Source organism: Asticcacaulis endophyticus (assembly GCF_014652575.1).
GTDB lineage: Bacteria > Pseudomonadota > Alphaproteobacteria > Caulobacterales > Caulobacteraceae > Asticcacaulis > Asticcacaulis endophyticus.
This window is the reverse complement of the sequence record NZ_BMZB01000004.1, coordinates 116,970-133,021: the sequence shown is the minus strand read 5'-3', so window position 1 is coordinate 133,021 and position 16,052 is coordinate 116,970. Positions and strand designations below refer to the sequence as shown.

The 16,052-nt window shown below is 55.2% G+C and carries 13 protein-coding genes; 3 read left to right on the top strand and 10 right to left on the bottom strand.

Annotated features, from left to right (window positions below):
* Window positions 1–16: 16 nt before the first annotated feature.
* The 5 genes from IE102_RS13765 to IE102_RS13745 all read right to left on the bottom strand — a co-directional run bounded on the left by IE102_RS13765 (window position 17) and on the right by IE102_RS13745 (window position 3,299).
* Window positions 17–820 carry a tetratricopeptide repeat protein gene (locus tag IE102_RS13765; protein WP_189487644.1) on the bottom strand — a complete coding sequence of 268 codons (804 nt, stop codon included), beginning with the start codon at window positions 818–820 and terminating at the stop codon, window positions 17–19.
* A 149-nt stretch (window positions 821–969) separates the two neighbouring features.
* Complete coding sequence (gene panB, locus IE102_RS13760) at window positions 970–1,758, bottom strand: 3-methyl-2-oxobutanoate hydroxymethyltransferase (RefSeq protein WP_373295612.1); 789 nt, start codon at window positions 1,756–1,758, stop codon at window positions 970–972.
* 72 nt (window positions 1,759–1,830) lie between these two features.
* Window positions 1,831–2,268: a hypothetical protein gene (locus IE102_RS13755; protein ID WP_189487640.1), complete on the bottom strand. Its 438-nt coding sequence runs from the start codon at window positions 2,266–2,268 to the stop codon at window positions 1,831–1,833.
* Complete coding sequence (locus tag IE102_RS13750) at window positions 2,265–2,897, bottom strand: RNA polymerase sigma factor (RefSeq protein ID WP_189487638.1); 633 nt, start codon at window positions 2,895–2,897, stop codon at window positions 2,265–2,267. Before IE102_RS13750 ends, IE102_RS13755 begins: the two co-directional genes overlap by 4 nt.
* A 24-nt stretch (window positions 2,898–2,921) precedes the next feature.
* On the bottom strand, window positions 2,922–3,299 hold the full coding sequence (locus IE102_RS13745) for a DUF6249 domain-containing protein (protein ID WP_189487636.1): 378 nt from the start codon (window positions 3,297–3,299) through the stop codon (window positions 2,922–2,924).
* A gap of 183 nt (window positions 3,300–3,482) precedes the next feature.
* Between IE102_RS13745 and IE102_RS13740 the strand changes: the two genes are divergently transcribed.
* The 3 genes from IE102_RS13740 (at window position 3,483) to IE102_RS13730 (ending at window position 7,471) form a co-directional block, all read left to right on the top strand.
* Window positions 3,483–4,091, top strand: coding sequence for a PadR family transcriptional regulator (locus tag IE102_RS13740; protein WP_229807768.1), 609 nt, complete (start codon window positions 3,483–3,485; stop codon window positions 4,089–4,091).
* On the top strand, window positions 4,092–4,898 hold the full coding sequence (locus IE102_RS13735) for a siderophore-interacting protein (protein WP_189487634.1): 807 nt from the start codon (window positions 4,092–4,094) through the stop codon (window positions 4,896–4,898).
* Window positions 4,899–5,089: 191 nt separating this feature from the next.
* Window positions 5,090–7,471: a cadherin-like domain-containing protein gene (locus IE102_RS13730; RefSeq protein ID WP_189487633.1), complete on the top strand. Its 2,382-nt coding sequence runs from the start codon at window positions 5,090–5,092 to the stop codon at window positions 7,469–7,471.
* Window positions 7,472–7,612: 141 nt separating this feature from the next.
* Here the strand turns inward: IE102_RS13730 and IE102_RS13725 are convergent, their stop codons facing one another.
* The 5 genes from IE102_RS13725 to IE102_RS13705 all read right to left on the bottom strand — a co-directional run bounded on the left by IE102_RS13725 (window position 7,613) and on the right by IE102_RS13705 (window position 15,833).
* A complete protein-coding gene (locus IE102_RS13725) occupies window positions 7,613–9,775 on the bottom strand; it encodes a TonB-dependent receptor domain-containing protein (RefSeq protein ID WP_189487632.1) in 2,163 nt (720 codons plus the stop codon).
* A 209-nt stretch (window positions 9,776–9,984) separates the two neighbouring features.
* Complete coding sequence (locus tag IE102_RS13720) at window positions 9,985–11,340, bottom strand: sensor histidine kinase (protein WP_189487631.1); 1,356 nt, start codon at window positions 11,338–11,340, stop codon at window positions 9,985–9,987.
* Entirely contained in the window at window positions 11,330–12,013 is a 684-nt protein-coding gene (locus IE102_RS13715; RefSeq protein ID WP_189487630.1) for a response regulator transcription factor, read from the bottom strand. The genes IE102_RS13720 and IE102_RS13715 overlap by 11 nt, the downstream gene beginning before the upstream one ends.
* Before the next feature lie 369 nt (window positions 12,014–12,382).
* Window positions 12,383–13,519 (bottom strand): carbohydrate porin, encoded by a 1,137-nt coding sequence (locus tag IE102_RS13710; protein ID WP_189487629.1) that lies wholly within the window; start codon window positions 13,517–13,519, stop codon window positions 12,383–12,385.
* A 355-nt stretch (window positions 13,520–13,874) separates the two neighbouring features.
* Entirely contained in the window at window positions 13,875–15,833 is a 1,959-nt protein-coding gene (locus tag IE102_RS13705) for a HAMP domain-containing methyl-accepting chemotaxis protein (protein ID WP_189487628.1), read from the bottom strand.
* Between the last annotated feature and the right edge of the window lie 219 nt (window positions 15,834–16,052).

Sequence of the window (16,052 nt, the reverse complement as noted above, 5' to 3'; positions counted from 1 at the left end):
AGTGTGTCGGGTAGCGTTATTGCGGCGCAGGCGCCTGACCTTGTGCCGCCGCCTGAGCCTGCATCTGGGCTTGCATTTGCGCCTGCTGCATCGCCTGAAGCTTCATGACCTGTTCGCGCAGTTGCTCATCCGACGGCTTGGGCAGGGCGACAATCTTGCGCGCCAGATCGGCCGCACCGGAATCGATCGCCTGAACCGCCTGCTGGGCGCGTTCCTTAACACCATCAGGGGTGCCGAGCGTAATCGCCAGGGTTTCAAGATCAGCGCGCGCCCCTTTGAGGTCGCCATTCTGGATCTTGGCCATGGCCAGCGCTTCCTTGGCCAGGGCCTGATAGGGACGCCCGTCCTTGGTCAGCGGCATCAGGCGCTTTTCAAGATCGGCAAAGGTCGCCTTCTCATCAAAGGCGATATAGGCGGCCTTAAGTGACGCCAGATCTTTCAGCAGCGGATCACCGGTTACTTTGGCGGCTTCATCAAGCTTGGCCAGAGCATCCGCCGGTTTATCGTCACTGAGCGCAATGGCGGCAAGCTGGGTCAACGCCATGGACTCATAAGCATCGGCGCCGGTCTTGACGGTCTCATCAAAATCCTTAGCGGCCTTAACCTTATCGCCCGATTGCAGGGCCTCAAGACCCGCAGCGTAAGTCTCAGATGCCTTGGCGGCATCCTTGGATTGCATATGGGTAAAGCCCCAGACACCGAGGGCGGCCAGTAGCGCCAGTCCCAGACCACCGCCCACCCAGGGCGCGCTCTTTTTAGCGATGCTGGTCCATTTTTCCGTGCGAAGCCCTTCTTCGGCTTCTTCAAAAATATCGCTCACGAATAATCCTCAATAATCTCAGGCCTCGCAATATGCCGAGGTGTTTTAACCCTGTTTTGCGCGCGAACCTAGCGACAAGCACGAGGTTGCGCAACGAATTTAGCCGGGGATTTAGCGGTTAAGCCCCCACACCCATCGGTTTGGGCTATTTATTTGGCAAAATATGTCTCTTGTGGGGCGGGAAAGCTGCGATCGCGGACATCTTTGGCATAATCCTCAGCCGCCTTTGAAATTGCTCCACGCATATCGGCATACCGGCGCACAAACTTGGGCGACCAGTCGAACAGCCCCAGCATGTCATCGGTCACCAGAACCTGCCCGTCACAGCCCGCCGAAGCCCCGATTCCAATCGTCGGTGCCTTGACAAGGACGGTGATTTCGCGCGCCAGATCCTCGGCCACGCCTTCGACGACAATGGCAAAAGCACCGGCGGCGTCGGTATCCAGCGCTTCCTGAATGACTTTTTTGCGCTCGCTCTCAGTGCGGCCCTTGGCCTTGAAGCCGCCATCGACGTTCACCGCTTGCGGGCGCAAACCGACATGGCCCATGACCGGAATACCGCGCTGAACCATATAGGCGACGGTTTCATGGACCGTCGGCCCGCTTTCGATCTTAACGGCCTGAGCACCCGTCTCTTTCAGCAGCCGCGCGGCATTATGAAACGCCTCTTCGGGGCCGGCTTCATAACTACCAAACGGCATATCGACGACCACGAATGCCTTATCCGATCCGCGCATGACGGCCTGCGCATGGAGAATCATCATGTCCATAGTGACCCCGATGGTCGATGGCAGGCCGTGCACCACCATGCCGACACTGTCGCCCACCAGCAGCACATCGCAGTGCTCGTCAAGGATTTCAGCCACCGGCGCTGTGTAGGCGGTCAGGCACACCAGCGGCACCTGCCCTTTGCGGGCATATATTTCAGGGGCGGTCATACGCTTGACCTTGGAGTGAATGCTCAAAGCCGAACCTCTTAATGCGCGCCGGGAATTGGCGGCGCTGAGGACTTATATGCGTTCCTGAGCATCATTCAACAAGTAGAGCACCAGAATGCACGAACAGAGCGCAAAGCTTACCCAGAAAAACTGCGGTGTCTGCATCCACTGCACATATCCGCCCACGGCAAACAAACTGTCAGCCAGTCCGCGGGCCATGATGTCAATAAACTCAACCCCGGCCTCAACCGTGGCATCGGTACGGCGGGTCGCCATCTGAAGTGAGCCGGTGTAAAGCCCCCCTCCTTTGAGCGACCATTCCGGCATACGCACGAATTGCGTCAGGGCATAAAGCCCGCCGATCAGCCCGGAAATCACCACCAGCCCCTGCCTGAGCCACGATTTGAGCGTCAGCCCCATCATGACTTTTTGCTGAAAAACAGGCGCATCGTCATAGGCTGGACTTATGTCAAAGAGCGCGCGGATATAGTGATCTTTGTCGTCGGTCATCTTCGTTCGTCCATGAATGTCGGCGTCGCGGAACCCGCCGCGCCATTTTGAGATGAAGCAATTGGGTGAGATGAAGAATTTGGCACCGTGAGCGCGGATTTAAGCTGATCCAGCCCGCGTTTAATATGGCTTTTTACCGTCCCCAGCGGCAGACCGGTCTCAGCGGCCACGTCAACATGAGACAGACCGGCACTGAAATTAAGTGTCACGCACACCCGCTCTATCGGCTTAAGCTGTAAGAGCGCACTATCAAGGTCATGCAATCGCATATCCGGCGGCGGCGCCTCATCAGGCGTCTCAAACAGGGTGGCATCATCGGTAAAAAGATACTTTTGCGCCGCTTTCAGCTTTTTCAGATACCGGCGCGAGGCGATCATCTTCAACCAGGCAATAAACGGCCCTTCAAAGCGGAACTCAGACAGGCGCTCAAATGCCGCCATGAAAGTCTCCTGCGCGATATCGTCAGCATCTGAGCTTTGCGCCCCCATCCGTCGCAAATGCGTGCGCAAAGCTCCGCTGTGACGGCGGACAAGTTCGCCGAAAGCGGTATGCGATCCGGTAACCGCCCGACCGATGAGGTCGATATCGGATTGATCCTGCGCAGAATTGTGACCGGGTGACTGAGGCATGAAGACTCGCGAGCTTAAGCCCGCTTAATCCTTTGTCTTTTGAGCCAGCCCCATCAGACCGATGAGTAACAGCGCCAGCCCGATAAAGCCCGGAATAGCTCCAATGCCGATTAGCGGATACAGGGCGTCACTTTCCTTAAAGCTCAGGAAATAACCGAACACGCCGATACCGATGCCCACGAACATAGTGATCAGTCCGTTGCGGATATCATTCATCGGCGTTTTGACCTTCACATTGTTGCGCAGAATGTCGAAGTCCTCTTTCGACAAGTTCTGGCCCTTTTCGATGGCCATACGCAGGGTCTTGTGAATCTCAGTCTGCTCTTTGTTTTTGTAGATTTTTGACACCACAACAATGGCGATCACCATGATGAATGGGGCCAGGGGAATCAGAATTTCCATATTCATACTCCTCAGTAAAAAGTTGCGGACCAATCCTTATAACCGGCCCTTTGATGACTAGAGCCTCTGACACCGCCATTTGGATGCAGATTCAGACATTAAATAAAATTTATGCACCTCATCTTGATTTAGATGCAATTTAGATATATCTAAACATTGTCTAAAATGAAGAAAGATATAGAAATGCATAGATTTGCACACATGCGCCATGGCGGCGCACACATCCTGCGGCAACGCGACGACATCTTTGGCGGCATGGGCGCAGGCCGTCATGGCCCAAGAGGTCGCGGCTTTGGCGACGCTCCTGAAGGCAGAGACGGTAAACGGCGCGGTGGCGGGCGCATTTTCGGCCATGGCGGCCTGCGTCTGGTGCTGTTGACCTACATCAGTGAAAAACCAAGCCATGGCTACGAACTGATCAAGGCGATCGAAGATAAACTCGACGGCACCTATTCCCCCAGCCCCGGCGTGGTCTATCCGATCCTGACCTGGATCGAGGAACTCGGCTATGCGACTATTGCCGCGACCGAAGACGGCCGCAAGCTTTATACCATAACGCCCGCAGGTCTGGAGTTCCTGACACAAAACGCCGACGCGGTCGCGGACGCCATGGGCCGCCTTGAACGCGGCAAGGCGCGAATGACCGACCGGCCGCCTCAGATTGTGCGGGCGATTGAAAACTTCAAAACCGCCCTTCATCTGCGTCTCAACCGTGAGCCGCTGACCCTGGCCGAAATCGAAGCCATCGCCGACATTCTGGATGAGGCCGCCAAAAAGGTGGAGCGTATCTGAATGACCGAAACCGATTCACGCACACCTGTGCGGGTACGCCATAATCTGGGCCCGGCCCGTCACCTGAAAGTCGTGTCAAAACATCATTTGTCACCAAACATGATCCGGATTGTGCTCGGCGGCGATGACCTGACCGGCTTTACCAGTATGGGGTTCGACGACCATGTAAAGGTCTTTTTCCCCGATCCTGTGACCGGTGAGATTGCCACACCTGTGCTGGGCCCCGACGGTATAAGGCAGATGCCGGAAGGCCAGACCGTCATCGCCCGCGACTATACCCCGCGCGCCTATGACCGCACAAACAACCACCTCACGCTCGACTTCGCCGTCCATGAGGCGGGGCCAGCGACCACATGGGCCCAGACCGCCAAAGTCGGCGATGATCTCAGGGTCGGCGGGCCGCGCGGCTCGTTTGTGATCCCCATGGCCTTTGACGGTTATATTCTGATTGGCGATGACACTGCCCTGCCCGCCATCGGCCGCCGTTTGGAAGAATTGCCGGCTGGTGCCAAAGCCGTGGTGCTGGTCGAAGTCGAATCCGAGGCCGACCAACTCCGCTTCGATACCCCCGCCGATGTCACTATACACTGGGTTTATCGCCGTGAAGGTCAGACGCTAAGCGAAGTCTTAAAGACCATCCACCTCCCGGCGGGCGACTGCTACGCCTGGGTTGCCTGCGAGTCCGCCACCGCCAAAGCCTTGCGCACTCAACTCATTAGAGACCACGGCATCAAACCGAAATGGCTTAAAGCCGCGGGCTACTGGCGGCGCGGCGCGGTTGCCGCCCACGACACCATTGAGGACTAATCATAAGTCATAAGGGGGTCGTCTGGTCGCAGCCCTGCACAATAGGCGAATAACCCACAATTGACTTGACCTGTATGGAAACCCGTAGCTTTTCTGGTATAATATTATCAATACCAGATTAAATTAAGCTCAGAAACGTCATGAATAGGACGTCTATGGGCCGCCAAACCTAAGTCCTGGGAGGGATTGCAATGGTCACAATGTATTCACCGCAAAACCGTGTTTTGGTTAACAGCTATACCAATGGCGATCAAGGTGGCGCCAAGGTTGCCAATCTGACCAACGGAGGTTTTGTCGTTGTGTGGTCGAGTACGGGGCAGGACGACGGCGCCACAAAAGGCGTCTACGCTCAGGTCTACTCGGCGACCGGCGTCAAGGTTGGAGGTGAAGTCGCTGTCAACACGACCGTCGCCGGCGATCAATCCAACTTTGCCGTCACCGGCACAGCGAACGGAGGATTTGCGGTCACCTGGGAAAGTGATGGACAAAACGGCCCCGGCGTTTGGCACTACGCTCAGGCCTTCAGTGGTTCGGGCACCAAGATTGGCACTGAAACTCTGGTCAATACGGCCGCCGCTACGACCGGCTATTCGCCTGAGATCGCAGAACTTTCCGGCGGAGGCTATGTCGTAACCTGGACGGCACCTGACGATGGAGATATCGGCATTTTTACCCAGCGCTTTGATGCCTCCGGCAACACGGTGGGTGCAAATGCTCAACTCAATACGTACGCCCCCTCCCGGATATATAACGACCAATACAACTCGGTTGTGAGCAATACCAATGACGGCGGTTATGTTGTGGCCTGGAGTGACCACGATTATCCCACATCAAATATTTTTTTGAAACGCTATGACGCAAACGGTGTGGCGATTGGCTCGGAAGTATCAATTGGTGGTTACAGCACAATAAATCAGCGCAATACCATTTATGATGTGCACATAGATACGCTGGCTAACGGCAATTTTATCATTGCCTACTCTGGCAATAATTACGGGCACGCCAATCCATCGGGCTATGATGTAACCTTTGCGCTTCATAGTGCGAACGGAAGCCTGTTGCGCCCCATTGGGCCTCCACCCGCTCAAGGTGCGCAGTCAAACCCCAATGTAAAGGCCCTGCAGGACGGCGGTTTCATAATTTGGTGGCAGGATGCCACCCAGTATGAAGGCTACCTTCTACAAAGATATACCGCTGCAGGCGACCTGATTGGCACGACTTACAGCTTTGCCTATCCCTTTGACATCACCGAACTGTCAGATGGACGCCTGGTCGCAGTCTGGACCGAACAGAACTCAGCCACCGGCAGCACCGAGGTCTATCAGTCAGTTCTGCTGGAAAACAGCGCCCCAACGCTCACCGGAGAACCCTTTAGTTTTCCGGTCGGCTATGAAGACACGGCCTATATCCTCACGGCGGCGCAACTGGCGGCGGGCTATATCGACCCTGATGGCGATACGATGAGCATTAGCGGTTTCACCGTGACGCACGGTACGATCAGCAATATTGGTGGCGGCACCTACAGGTTTATCCCCGATGCCAATTATTTTGGTCCGGTGCAGTTTACCTACACTCTGAGCGATGGCCGAGGCGGCGAAACCGTGGTTAACCGAACCGTCACCTTCAACGACGTCATAGATGTCATTAACGGCACCGCGAATACGGACTCTTTGGTCGGCACGTCTGGCTCAGACATCATGTCCGGACTGGCCGGTGATGACATGTTGCAAGGCGCAGACGGCAATGACTATCTGTACGGTGGAACTGGCAACGACACGCTGATCGGCGGCTATGGTGACGATAGCCTGATGGGCGATGAGGGGCAGGACACGCTGTTTGGCGAAAGCGGCAACGACACGCTCATGGGCGGGGCCGATAATGACGTACTTTACGGTCAGTCTGGCAATGACATGCTGCTCGGAGATAGCGGCCATGACATACTCATGGGTGGCATCGGCAACGACATTGTATTTGGCAACGACGGCAATGATACATTGTTTGGCGAAGATGATGACGACCTCCTGATCGGAGGCGCAGGCAATGATGTCATGTATGGTCAGACCGGCAATGACATATTATTCGGCGAAGCTGGCGATGATAGTATCGGTGGCGGAACGGGTGACGATCGGCTTTATGGTCAAGACGGCAATGACACACTGCAAGGCGATCAAGGTGACGATATCCTTGATGCCGGATCGGGTAACGATTTCCTCGTCGGCGGCGCGGGCGAAGATGAACTGACCGGTGGTGTGGGTGCGGATTATTTTTATTACGACGCAAGGAATGAACCGGCCGACTACGTATTCGACTTCAGCCATGCCGAAGGCGACAAATTTGTATTCAAAGGCTCAGAGTTCAATATTCCTGCCGGTTTTAGCCTGACATCAGGCCTTGGTCTGTTGCAAGGCGCCGGGGCAACCCCCGTGGCGGCAACGGCGACCTTTTACTACGACACCAACACCAGAGCGCTGTGGTACGACGTTGATGGCACCGGTGCCAGTGGCGCGAATGTCATCGCTTTTCTGATGAACACCCCAACCCTGTCTGTTGATGATTTCCTCTTTGTCGCGTGATGATGACTTTAGGGGCTTATGCACCCCAAGGTAAAGCCGCGTAACAGTATCTATTGGCCCGAAAAAGGGATCATGGCTAGGAATGCCCGATACCTTATAATTACCCTAAAGAAAGGCCGGGATTGCTCCCGGCCTTTTTATTTAAAATTCAGTTGTAATCGACAGCCACAACCGGCGTGGTTCTTGATTGTTTGAATAAAGGTTAGTGTAGGAAATTGCACCAGTATTGGTATTGCTGACATAGCCGCCGTAGCTGACGAAATCTTTGTCAAAGATGTTATAGATCACCGCATTGACTGTGACCTTATCGGTGACCTTATATGACCCGCCGGTATGGAAGATCCCGTAAGGCTTATAGTCACCGAAGGTACGCTTGGCGGTCGATGTCGTACTGTCTTCCGATCTATATCGCTCTGAGCGATATTCGCCCCGCAGCCACAGGTTCAGCTTATCACTGGCGTTCCAGCGCACTGAACCGTTGATCATGTGGGCCGGTGTGTTGTTGAGCGGGCGGCCTTTGGCGCTGCCGCTTTTTTGCTCGGTGTCAGTATAGGTATAGTTGCCGGTCAGGCTCCAGCCCTCGGCGATCAGATAGCGGAACGCGCCTTCAACGCCCTGAGTTTCTGCTTCATCGACATTGACGCTTTGCGCAAAGGTGTCGACCAGGGGCCAGATGCCATAGTCGACGCACCCCGGACGGTTAGGTGATACGGCGAACGAACAGTTGTCGAGCGGATCACCCGTGGCAATCTTGTCTTCGAACTTGTTATGGAAGACGGTAACATTGGCGCGGAAATCACTGCGGTTGTCGTAGAAGACCGCAAATTCAGTGCTGGTCGAGGTTTCAGGCTTCAGGCCGGGCGAGCCGATGGTTGGGCGGGTGCCTTGACCGGTGAAGCCGGTAATACCGGGTGCAATCTGGTTCAACTGCGGCGTTTTAAAGCCCTGGCTTACGCCGCCCTTGAGGGTCCAGTTCGGTGTGGTGTTCCACACCAGATAGGCGCGCGGTGAGGTATGCTTGCCAAAGACGCTATGGTCATCGGCACGAACGCCCAGCGTCAGGGCCAGAGTGGGCATAAGACGCCATTCGTCTTCGGCAAACAGGGCCCATTGCTGATGCTCATAAGGCGCTGGGGCCACACCATCGACCATTTCAGCATCCCAGTACTGGCCGCCGACGGTGAAGGTATGGTTGCGCCATTGTGAGAACAGCTTAGTGTCGAAAATGCTGTTGGTGGCTTCTAGCGTGCGCGGATCACCGGCATTACCGCCCCCTGGCACATCGCTTGGCAAAATACGCCCGATGGTTTCGCGGACACCGCGTGACAAGGTCGTTTGCAACTCACCAAAGCCAAGACGCCAATTATGCGATAAAACCATTTCTTCGTTATTGAATTCCTGCTCAGGCGCATAGCCACTGGTGCCGATCGTACCCAACTGTGCAACTGAGTTATCGTACCACTGCTTATTGATGTCATAATCGAACATCAGGTCGTGGTTCTCGGTCGGGGTGAAGCTTAGGCGCGCGCCCGCTGACCAGATTTCATTCTCAACCGGGCTTGGGCCCCGAGTGGAGACAATCGCCGTACCACCGTTGATATTTTCGTAGGTGAGGCTTGATTCTTCGCGTGTCTGGTAGCTACCACGCACGGCAAGGCCCAGTTTGTCCTGAACCAAGGGGCCGTTGGCGTAGAAGTTACCGTTGTAGATATTGCCAAAGCTGTCGTCGGCCTGAAGCGTAGCACCGGCGGTTGCGGAACCCTGCCAGATCTTGCCGACTTTACGAGTAATGATGTTGACGACGCCGCCCATCGCGTCCGAACCATAAAGCGTGGATACCGGCCCGCGCACCACTTCTATGCGATCGATGGCTGACATCGGCGGAATGAAGCTGGACGAGGTTTCACCAAAACCGTTTGGCGTGATGGAACCGGCAGCATTCTGGCGGCGCCCGTCGATCAGGATCAGCGAATATTCACTGCCCATACCACGGATATTGATGTTGAGGCCGCCCGTCTTGCCGGCCGTGTCGCCAACATCGACGCCCTCAACATTGGCCAGCGCTTCGGCCAGGCTTTGGTGACGCTCCTGCTCAAGTTCCTTACGTGACAGAACGCTTATGGAAGCCGGAGCCTGTTCGATATTTTGCTTGAAGCCTGATGCCGTGACCACAACTTCGGTCACGCGCTCTTCTTCGGCGGCATCAACAGGCTGTGCATGTGCCGGGACGGCGGCGAGCCCCAGAATGAGCGCGGTGGATGTCAGGAGGTGAATGCTGAGGGACTTAATCCCCGTGATTTTCATTGGTAATATCATAATAGCCCCAACAGATTATCAAATATTTCAGAAAAACCCGAAATAAAAATGAGTTTCATTATGAGGCCGCTATCACAATTGAAAATGCGTCGCAATAATTGCGAACCAACATACGCAAAACATAACCTTTCCGTCACATTACGGTAATGTTGACAGCACGATACTAGGTTTGGAGACCAATTTTGGGATACGTGGGTTTACGTCATTCCCAGGGGAAAATGGATACTCACCCGCAAGCCCGGTGCATTGTCATGTAGCGATACGGTCGCACGGTGGGCTTCGGAAACGGCGGCCACCAATGGCAAGCCCAAACCGTAACCGACGCGCGACCGGCTGGCATCCAGACGGTAAAACCGTTTCATAACGTGGGGTTTGAAGTCATCCGCAATGCCCGGGCCGTCGTCAGCCACCGTCAGTTCAACCCCATCAGCGCCCCCTGCGACTGACACAATGATCTGGGTCCCATCCGGCGTATGTGTCAGGGCGTTTTCGATCAGATTGGACATCACCTGACGTAGCAATCGTTTATCCCCTGACACCTCACACGCACCGGTCGCTATCAGCTCCAAGCGATGGCCATCATCCTCGACCGAGGGCAGATAGGCATCGATCACCTCCCGTGCCACGTCAGCCAGATTGACGGTTTCGCCGCTGAGGCGGGCTTCACCGCTTTCCACCCGTGTGATGCGCAACAGGGCCCCAAACAAGCGCAGGATTTCGTCAATTTCCTCTATGGCGATCCGGATTTCTTCCTGCTGAACTTCCGGCTTTGAGTGTTCAGCGGTTTCGAGGCGCAAGCGCAGACGCGTAAGCGGCGTGCGCAGATCATGGGCCAGGTCTGCCGAAACCTGTCTGAGCGAGGTCACCGCCACTTCCAGCCGCTTGAGCATCAGGTTAAGATTGCCCGCCAGTTCATCAAATTCCCGGCCATAGCCAATCGCCGGTATGCGCATATCCAGACGGCTATCCATGATCCTGACGATCGTATCATTCACACCGTCAAGCCGTTTCAGGAACAGATAGCCAGAGACCGCACCGGCGCCGATGGACAGCACGACCAACCCTATACCACCCCATAGTGCCACCCGGTTCAGTCCGGTGCGCAGTTGCGCCAGCGCCATTGTATCACGCCCGACCGCCAGAAAGGTGCCGTCGGGCATACGCTCGGTCATGATCAACAAAGTAGTGGCCCTGTTTTTAAGGCGACCGGCACCATCTATGTCTTCGGCCTCAACGCCTAAGCCATTGCTAAAGACCACACCCGCAGGCGTCACCACGCGGTAGCTGTAGCGCCCCAGACTGTCGGTGCGGCTATGTTCTTTGAGGACATTGGACAGGGCGGCGGCCCCTTCAAGCTTCACGTCGGCGCGCATGATGGCCAGTTGATGGCGCAGGGCGTCCTGAATTTCACTTTCGGCCAGGCGCACGATGGTGAGGTTTAGGATTACCAGAAACACACCACTGCCGATCCCGAAAATCAGCGAAAAGATCACCGCCAGACGAAAGGTGCCCGTCTTCCAGATACGATTCTTCCAGACGCTGTTAATCGGCATCGTCAATCACATAGCCAAATCCGCGCAAGGTTCTCAGCAGAGGGCGCCCCCCCGGAACATCCAGTTTGGCACGCAGGCGGCTAATGTGAGCCTCGACAATATTGGTCCGCGGATCGAAATCATAGCCCCACAAGTTTTCCAATAGCATGGCCCTCGTAATCGTTTCTCCGCGTCGCCGTACGAGATACTCAAGCAGCTTAAACTCTTGCGGAGTTAGATCGATGCGGCGGCCGGCCCGTGTCACCCGGCGGCGGTACAGGTCGAAATGCAGATCACCAATATGGATGTCATTGGCAAGCTCCTCCCCCGGCGCGGCCGCCCGGCGATGCAGGGCCCTGACGCGTGCCAAAAGCTCAGTAAAGGCGAACGGTTTTGCCAGATAATCATCCGCCCCGCTTTCAAGCCCCTCGACCCGATCATCGACCGATGACAGAGCGGTTAACATCAGAACGGGGGTGTTGATATGGCCACTGCGCACCGCCTGAACCAACTCCAGCCCAGAGCATTTCGGCAACATGCGGTCGATAATCATAACATCATAGGCCGTACGGGTCGCCTGAATCAGACCATCTTCGCCATCTGTTGAGACGTCCACCGTATGCCCAGACTGCGAAAGCCCCCGTGCAATGAAATTCGCGGTTTGTACGTCGTCCTCGACAACTAAGATCTTCATATTGTACCGGAGTAACAGCACTGCTCTGTGATTTGCGAATTAGACGCAATAATACCCAGCGTCAACGCTTAATGAGCTAAGCGACCATCCAAACTACTGAGACAGGTCATAGTCGCCCTGAAGTATATGATTGTTTTGTGCGCAATACGGACGTTTGGAGGATACCGAAATATCCGATTAACGGACTCTTGCCTGCCTCAGTGAACTCAAGAAAGGGGACATCGCAAGTGCCAGAGCTAACTTTAAACTCGATTTAGTCCAGGAGACAATATCTAGCATTGCAAGCAACAGGCTCTTAAGGCGCAGGCGTACTGGAGGGGAAATGATCGCGACTGAATTCGGAGCACAGGTGAGTACGCCGGGGCGCCTTTAGTCGAACGCCTGAAGCCCTACGCGCAAGCGCACGCCCAGCACCAGAGCCCCCTTAGTATCCGGGTCGCCAGAGGGGTTTTGGACATATTGAATATCCGGCTGCACACTTAGGCCATCGCGAATGGCATAACGATAGCTTAATTCCAAGGCCGTTTCTGGCTTTAGCGCAACTCCTTGCGCGGCCGCATAAGGTGTGCCCAAATCCGCCTTGGCGATGGCGATACCCACGGCGTCGGAATCCCGCCCCGCCAGTGGGGCCGTCCACACCAATCCGCCCCCTATGTAGGTTTCAATCGCCTGAACATCCTCGTTGGCCTGCCCCCAGCGTAGCCATGCTGATAGGCCGCGATCGCTCTCAGGATCGGGGCGATAAAAATCATATTTCACTTGAACATATTGACCGCGATTAGCGTGTGATGGTCCAGAACCATCCAGACGCTCCGTCTCGGCCGTGTAGCCCCAGGCCCCCACCTTGACATAGCCACGGCTGAAATTTTGCTCGGCTTCTACCACCCAATGGGCCCCGTCTGCCTCACTCAGCTTTATGCCTATAAAACGGCTCTGATGTGAGGGGTCGCCCGCGACGCCATCGAATAGCCCCCCGCGTAAACGCAAAGTATCCGTCGCTTGCCAGTCGCCGACGACACCCAGCGCCGCAAACGGAAAAATTGACGGCCCGGTCTGGGAATAATCAGGGCCGATGCCGTGTGATGCATTTAAGAAGAGCGCGCCAGCCTCTTGTACATCAAAGATTCCATTGAGGTTAATTAACCCGCCGGTCACAGACCAACGATCGCTTTCTGCGGTCCGGCGCACCCAGGCCTCAAACAAGCGCACGCCTTTCGGGGCGTCGATATTAGATACAACCTGAGCGTCGCCGCTGTAGCGCTCAGAGAAGCCGCCCCCGGCGTCGGCCAGGACGTAGGCAAATCCATCCCAATTTGACGGGCCTTGCCATGCGGCAGATAAATCAAGATTGCTCATCACGCGTGAGCCTTCACGCAGGCCGCCTGACTTATTGTGCAGAAGATCGGTTGTGAGCACCGCATCATATTCGATCTCAGCGCGGGCCGTGCCGCTTGCCGCTAAAGCCACTAGCACACATGTCAATCGAAAGGCTGAAGCTCTGAACATAAAACGTCCCCGTGATACTGGGGGTCACGCCCCAGATATCAATGTTACGCTAAAAGCCCTAGATTAAGGTTTACAAACAGGGTTAACCGGAGATGACTTCGCGCGGCGTAAGGTTTGCTTTGGTAGCGCTAAGTGAGTCAGGAATCTCAAAATGAAACTCTTATTGCGTCTTTTAAGCCTGCTTTTGCCGCTGATGCTTGCGTCCCCAGCTTCGTCCGCACCGAGTATCTGTCGTATTGACGCCGTAAACAGCGTAAAGCAGACTGCGGCCTGGCGGCATGGCTCAATTCGTGAAAAACAGGCGTTAGCGCGCGGCTCCCAAATTCATGCGCGTCTACGATCTTGTAAAAGGTAGTTACCCCCCTTGCACGGACCGGTTTAGACGATCCAGGAAGTGCGCAACACGACCATTCAGGACGTCGGTTTGCTTCGATAAAGCCTGAGAGGACCCAAGCAAATGGGCTGATGCATCTTCGCTTTGGGAGGTTGCGGACGACACATGCTCAAGATTTTCGCTTATCGTGCGTGTGCCATCAGCGGCGAAGGCCATGTTGCGGGCAATGTCTTGCGTTGTTACGGCCTGCTCTTCTACGGCCGCGGCCACCGATGTGGTTGCGTTTGTAATAGCATCAACGGCAGTGCGAATTTCAAAGAGCACATCAATAATGTCGCGGGTCGCGCCGCGCATATCATCAATGACCAAATTAATCTCGCCTATGGATTTCTGGGTTTGGTTGGCCAGATTTTTGACTTCGCCGGCCACCACGGCAAAGCCTCGCCCGGCTTCGCCCGCCCGCGCGGACTCTATCGTAGCATTTAAAGCCAGCAGGTTGATTTGACTAGAGATATTGCTAATCACGGTCGTTACCTCGGTGACGCGATCTGATGCGCCCGACAGTTTCTGAGCGACCAAATCTGCATCAAGTACTTTTTGAGAGGATTCGGAAACCAGTCGGTTCGTGGTCTGGACCTGATCAGAAATTTCACGAATTGACGCCGCCATTTCCTCGGCGGCCGCAGCGACGGTTTGAACGCTTGAGGTGGTTTGGCTAGCGGCGGAGGACGCGGAAACGGCCAGGTCAGCGCTTTTCTTAAGTTCTCCGGTCACGGTTTCCGCCATATGCGACATATCGATGGCCGATGCCGCCAATCCCGACACCACATCCTGAACCTGAACTTCGAATTCGCGGCTGAGACGCGCCTGCGCCGTCACAATATCCCAGACCAGCATGGCACCCGCATACTGGCCCTTTTGGTCAAACACGGCAGATATCTGAAGATCGATGCTCTCGTCACCAAGCTGTATGCGCGCCCGGTGCGGCAGATTAGCCGGGTCGGAAAGCATACGGCGTTGATGTTCGGGTTTTTGGTGGAAGATGTCGACGGATTCTCCGGCCAAGGTGCCCTTATACAAGGGGAAATGCGCTTTGAGCTGTTCAACCAGATTTTGGCTGGCCGTATTCACATAGGAAATGCGAAAGTCGTTGCGGATGTCGACCGCCATCACTGGCGTTGGCATGGACTGAACCATATTATTGACAAGGAAAGCGTCTTTGGCTTTTTCCCTGAGCGTGAGCGTCGCGCGGGCCAGCACCCCAATTTCATTTTTTCGTGCGACAAAGTGCACATCGGTATCCGTATCCCCCTCCGCAATACGAGATATCGTGTGCGACAAACCTGCTAAAGGACGCAGAATGTCCCGCCACAGCAGTACGCTTGTGGCAACGACGCTGGCGACCGCCAGTCCGGACAAGCATATAACTATCAGTCTGATGCGGTCTTCGTCAGCACGGGCCAAGGCTGAGGTCGCATCCATCCAGACGTCTATGTCATTGGAAAGCAACTCATTGCTGCCCTCCATCGTCGAAAATTGCGTGTCAAAAACCGAAATATCAATGTCCGGATGTGAACCGGCCAGCGACGTGAAGACGGCGTCACCGGATTGACGATAGTCTTTCAAGCTTTGTAAGGCCTCGTCGAAACGCGGCTTGAGATTAAGTGGCAAAGCTTCAGCCTGATTTTGTTTTAAATTAGTCTCGAATTTCACGGCATGGTCGCGAAAGTCAGCTTGCGCCTGAGATTGTGCAGAGGTATCGCCCCGATGATTTGCCACAAGCGCAGCCAGCACATCGGCCCTCATGGCGTCATGCATCATGTCGCCCTCCATGTGCCTCTGCGTTATCCGTGAAATTGTCGAGGCCTGGACCATATGGGCACTCGCCAGTTGGCCTGACTGCCAACTTGCCCCGACCATACCGAGTACGAGTAAAGCGCTCATGGCGCCTATGATCATAAATTTTTCGCGAAGCTGCATGGGGTAGCCCTCCCGCTCGTGCCGCTTAGTTGATCCCTGATGGATTTCGCCGTTCGTAGCGCTAGGCACTTCACATAACTATTGGGACACAATGGTTAACGCGCATTTAAGGTAACAGCGTTCGCCATTAACCATGCCGCGGTGTGACGAACACGACGAACTACGACCGGGTTTTGGAGATCATTGAATTCACGATCACGTCACGTCGGCCGTTCTGGA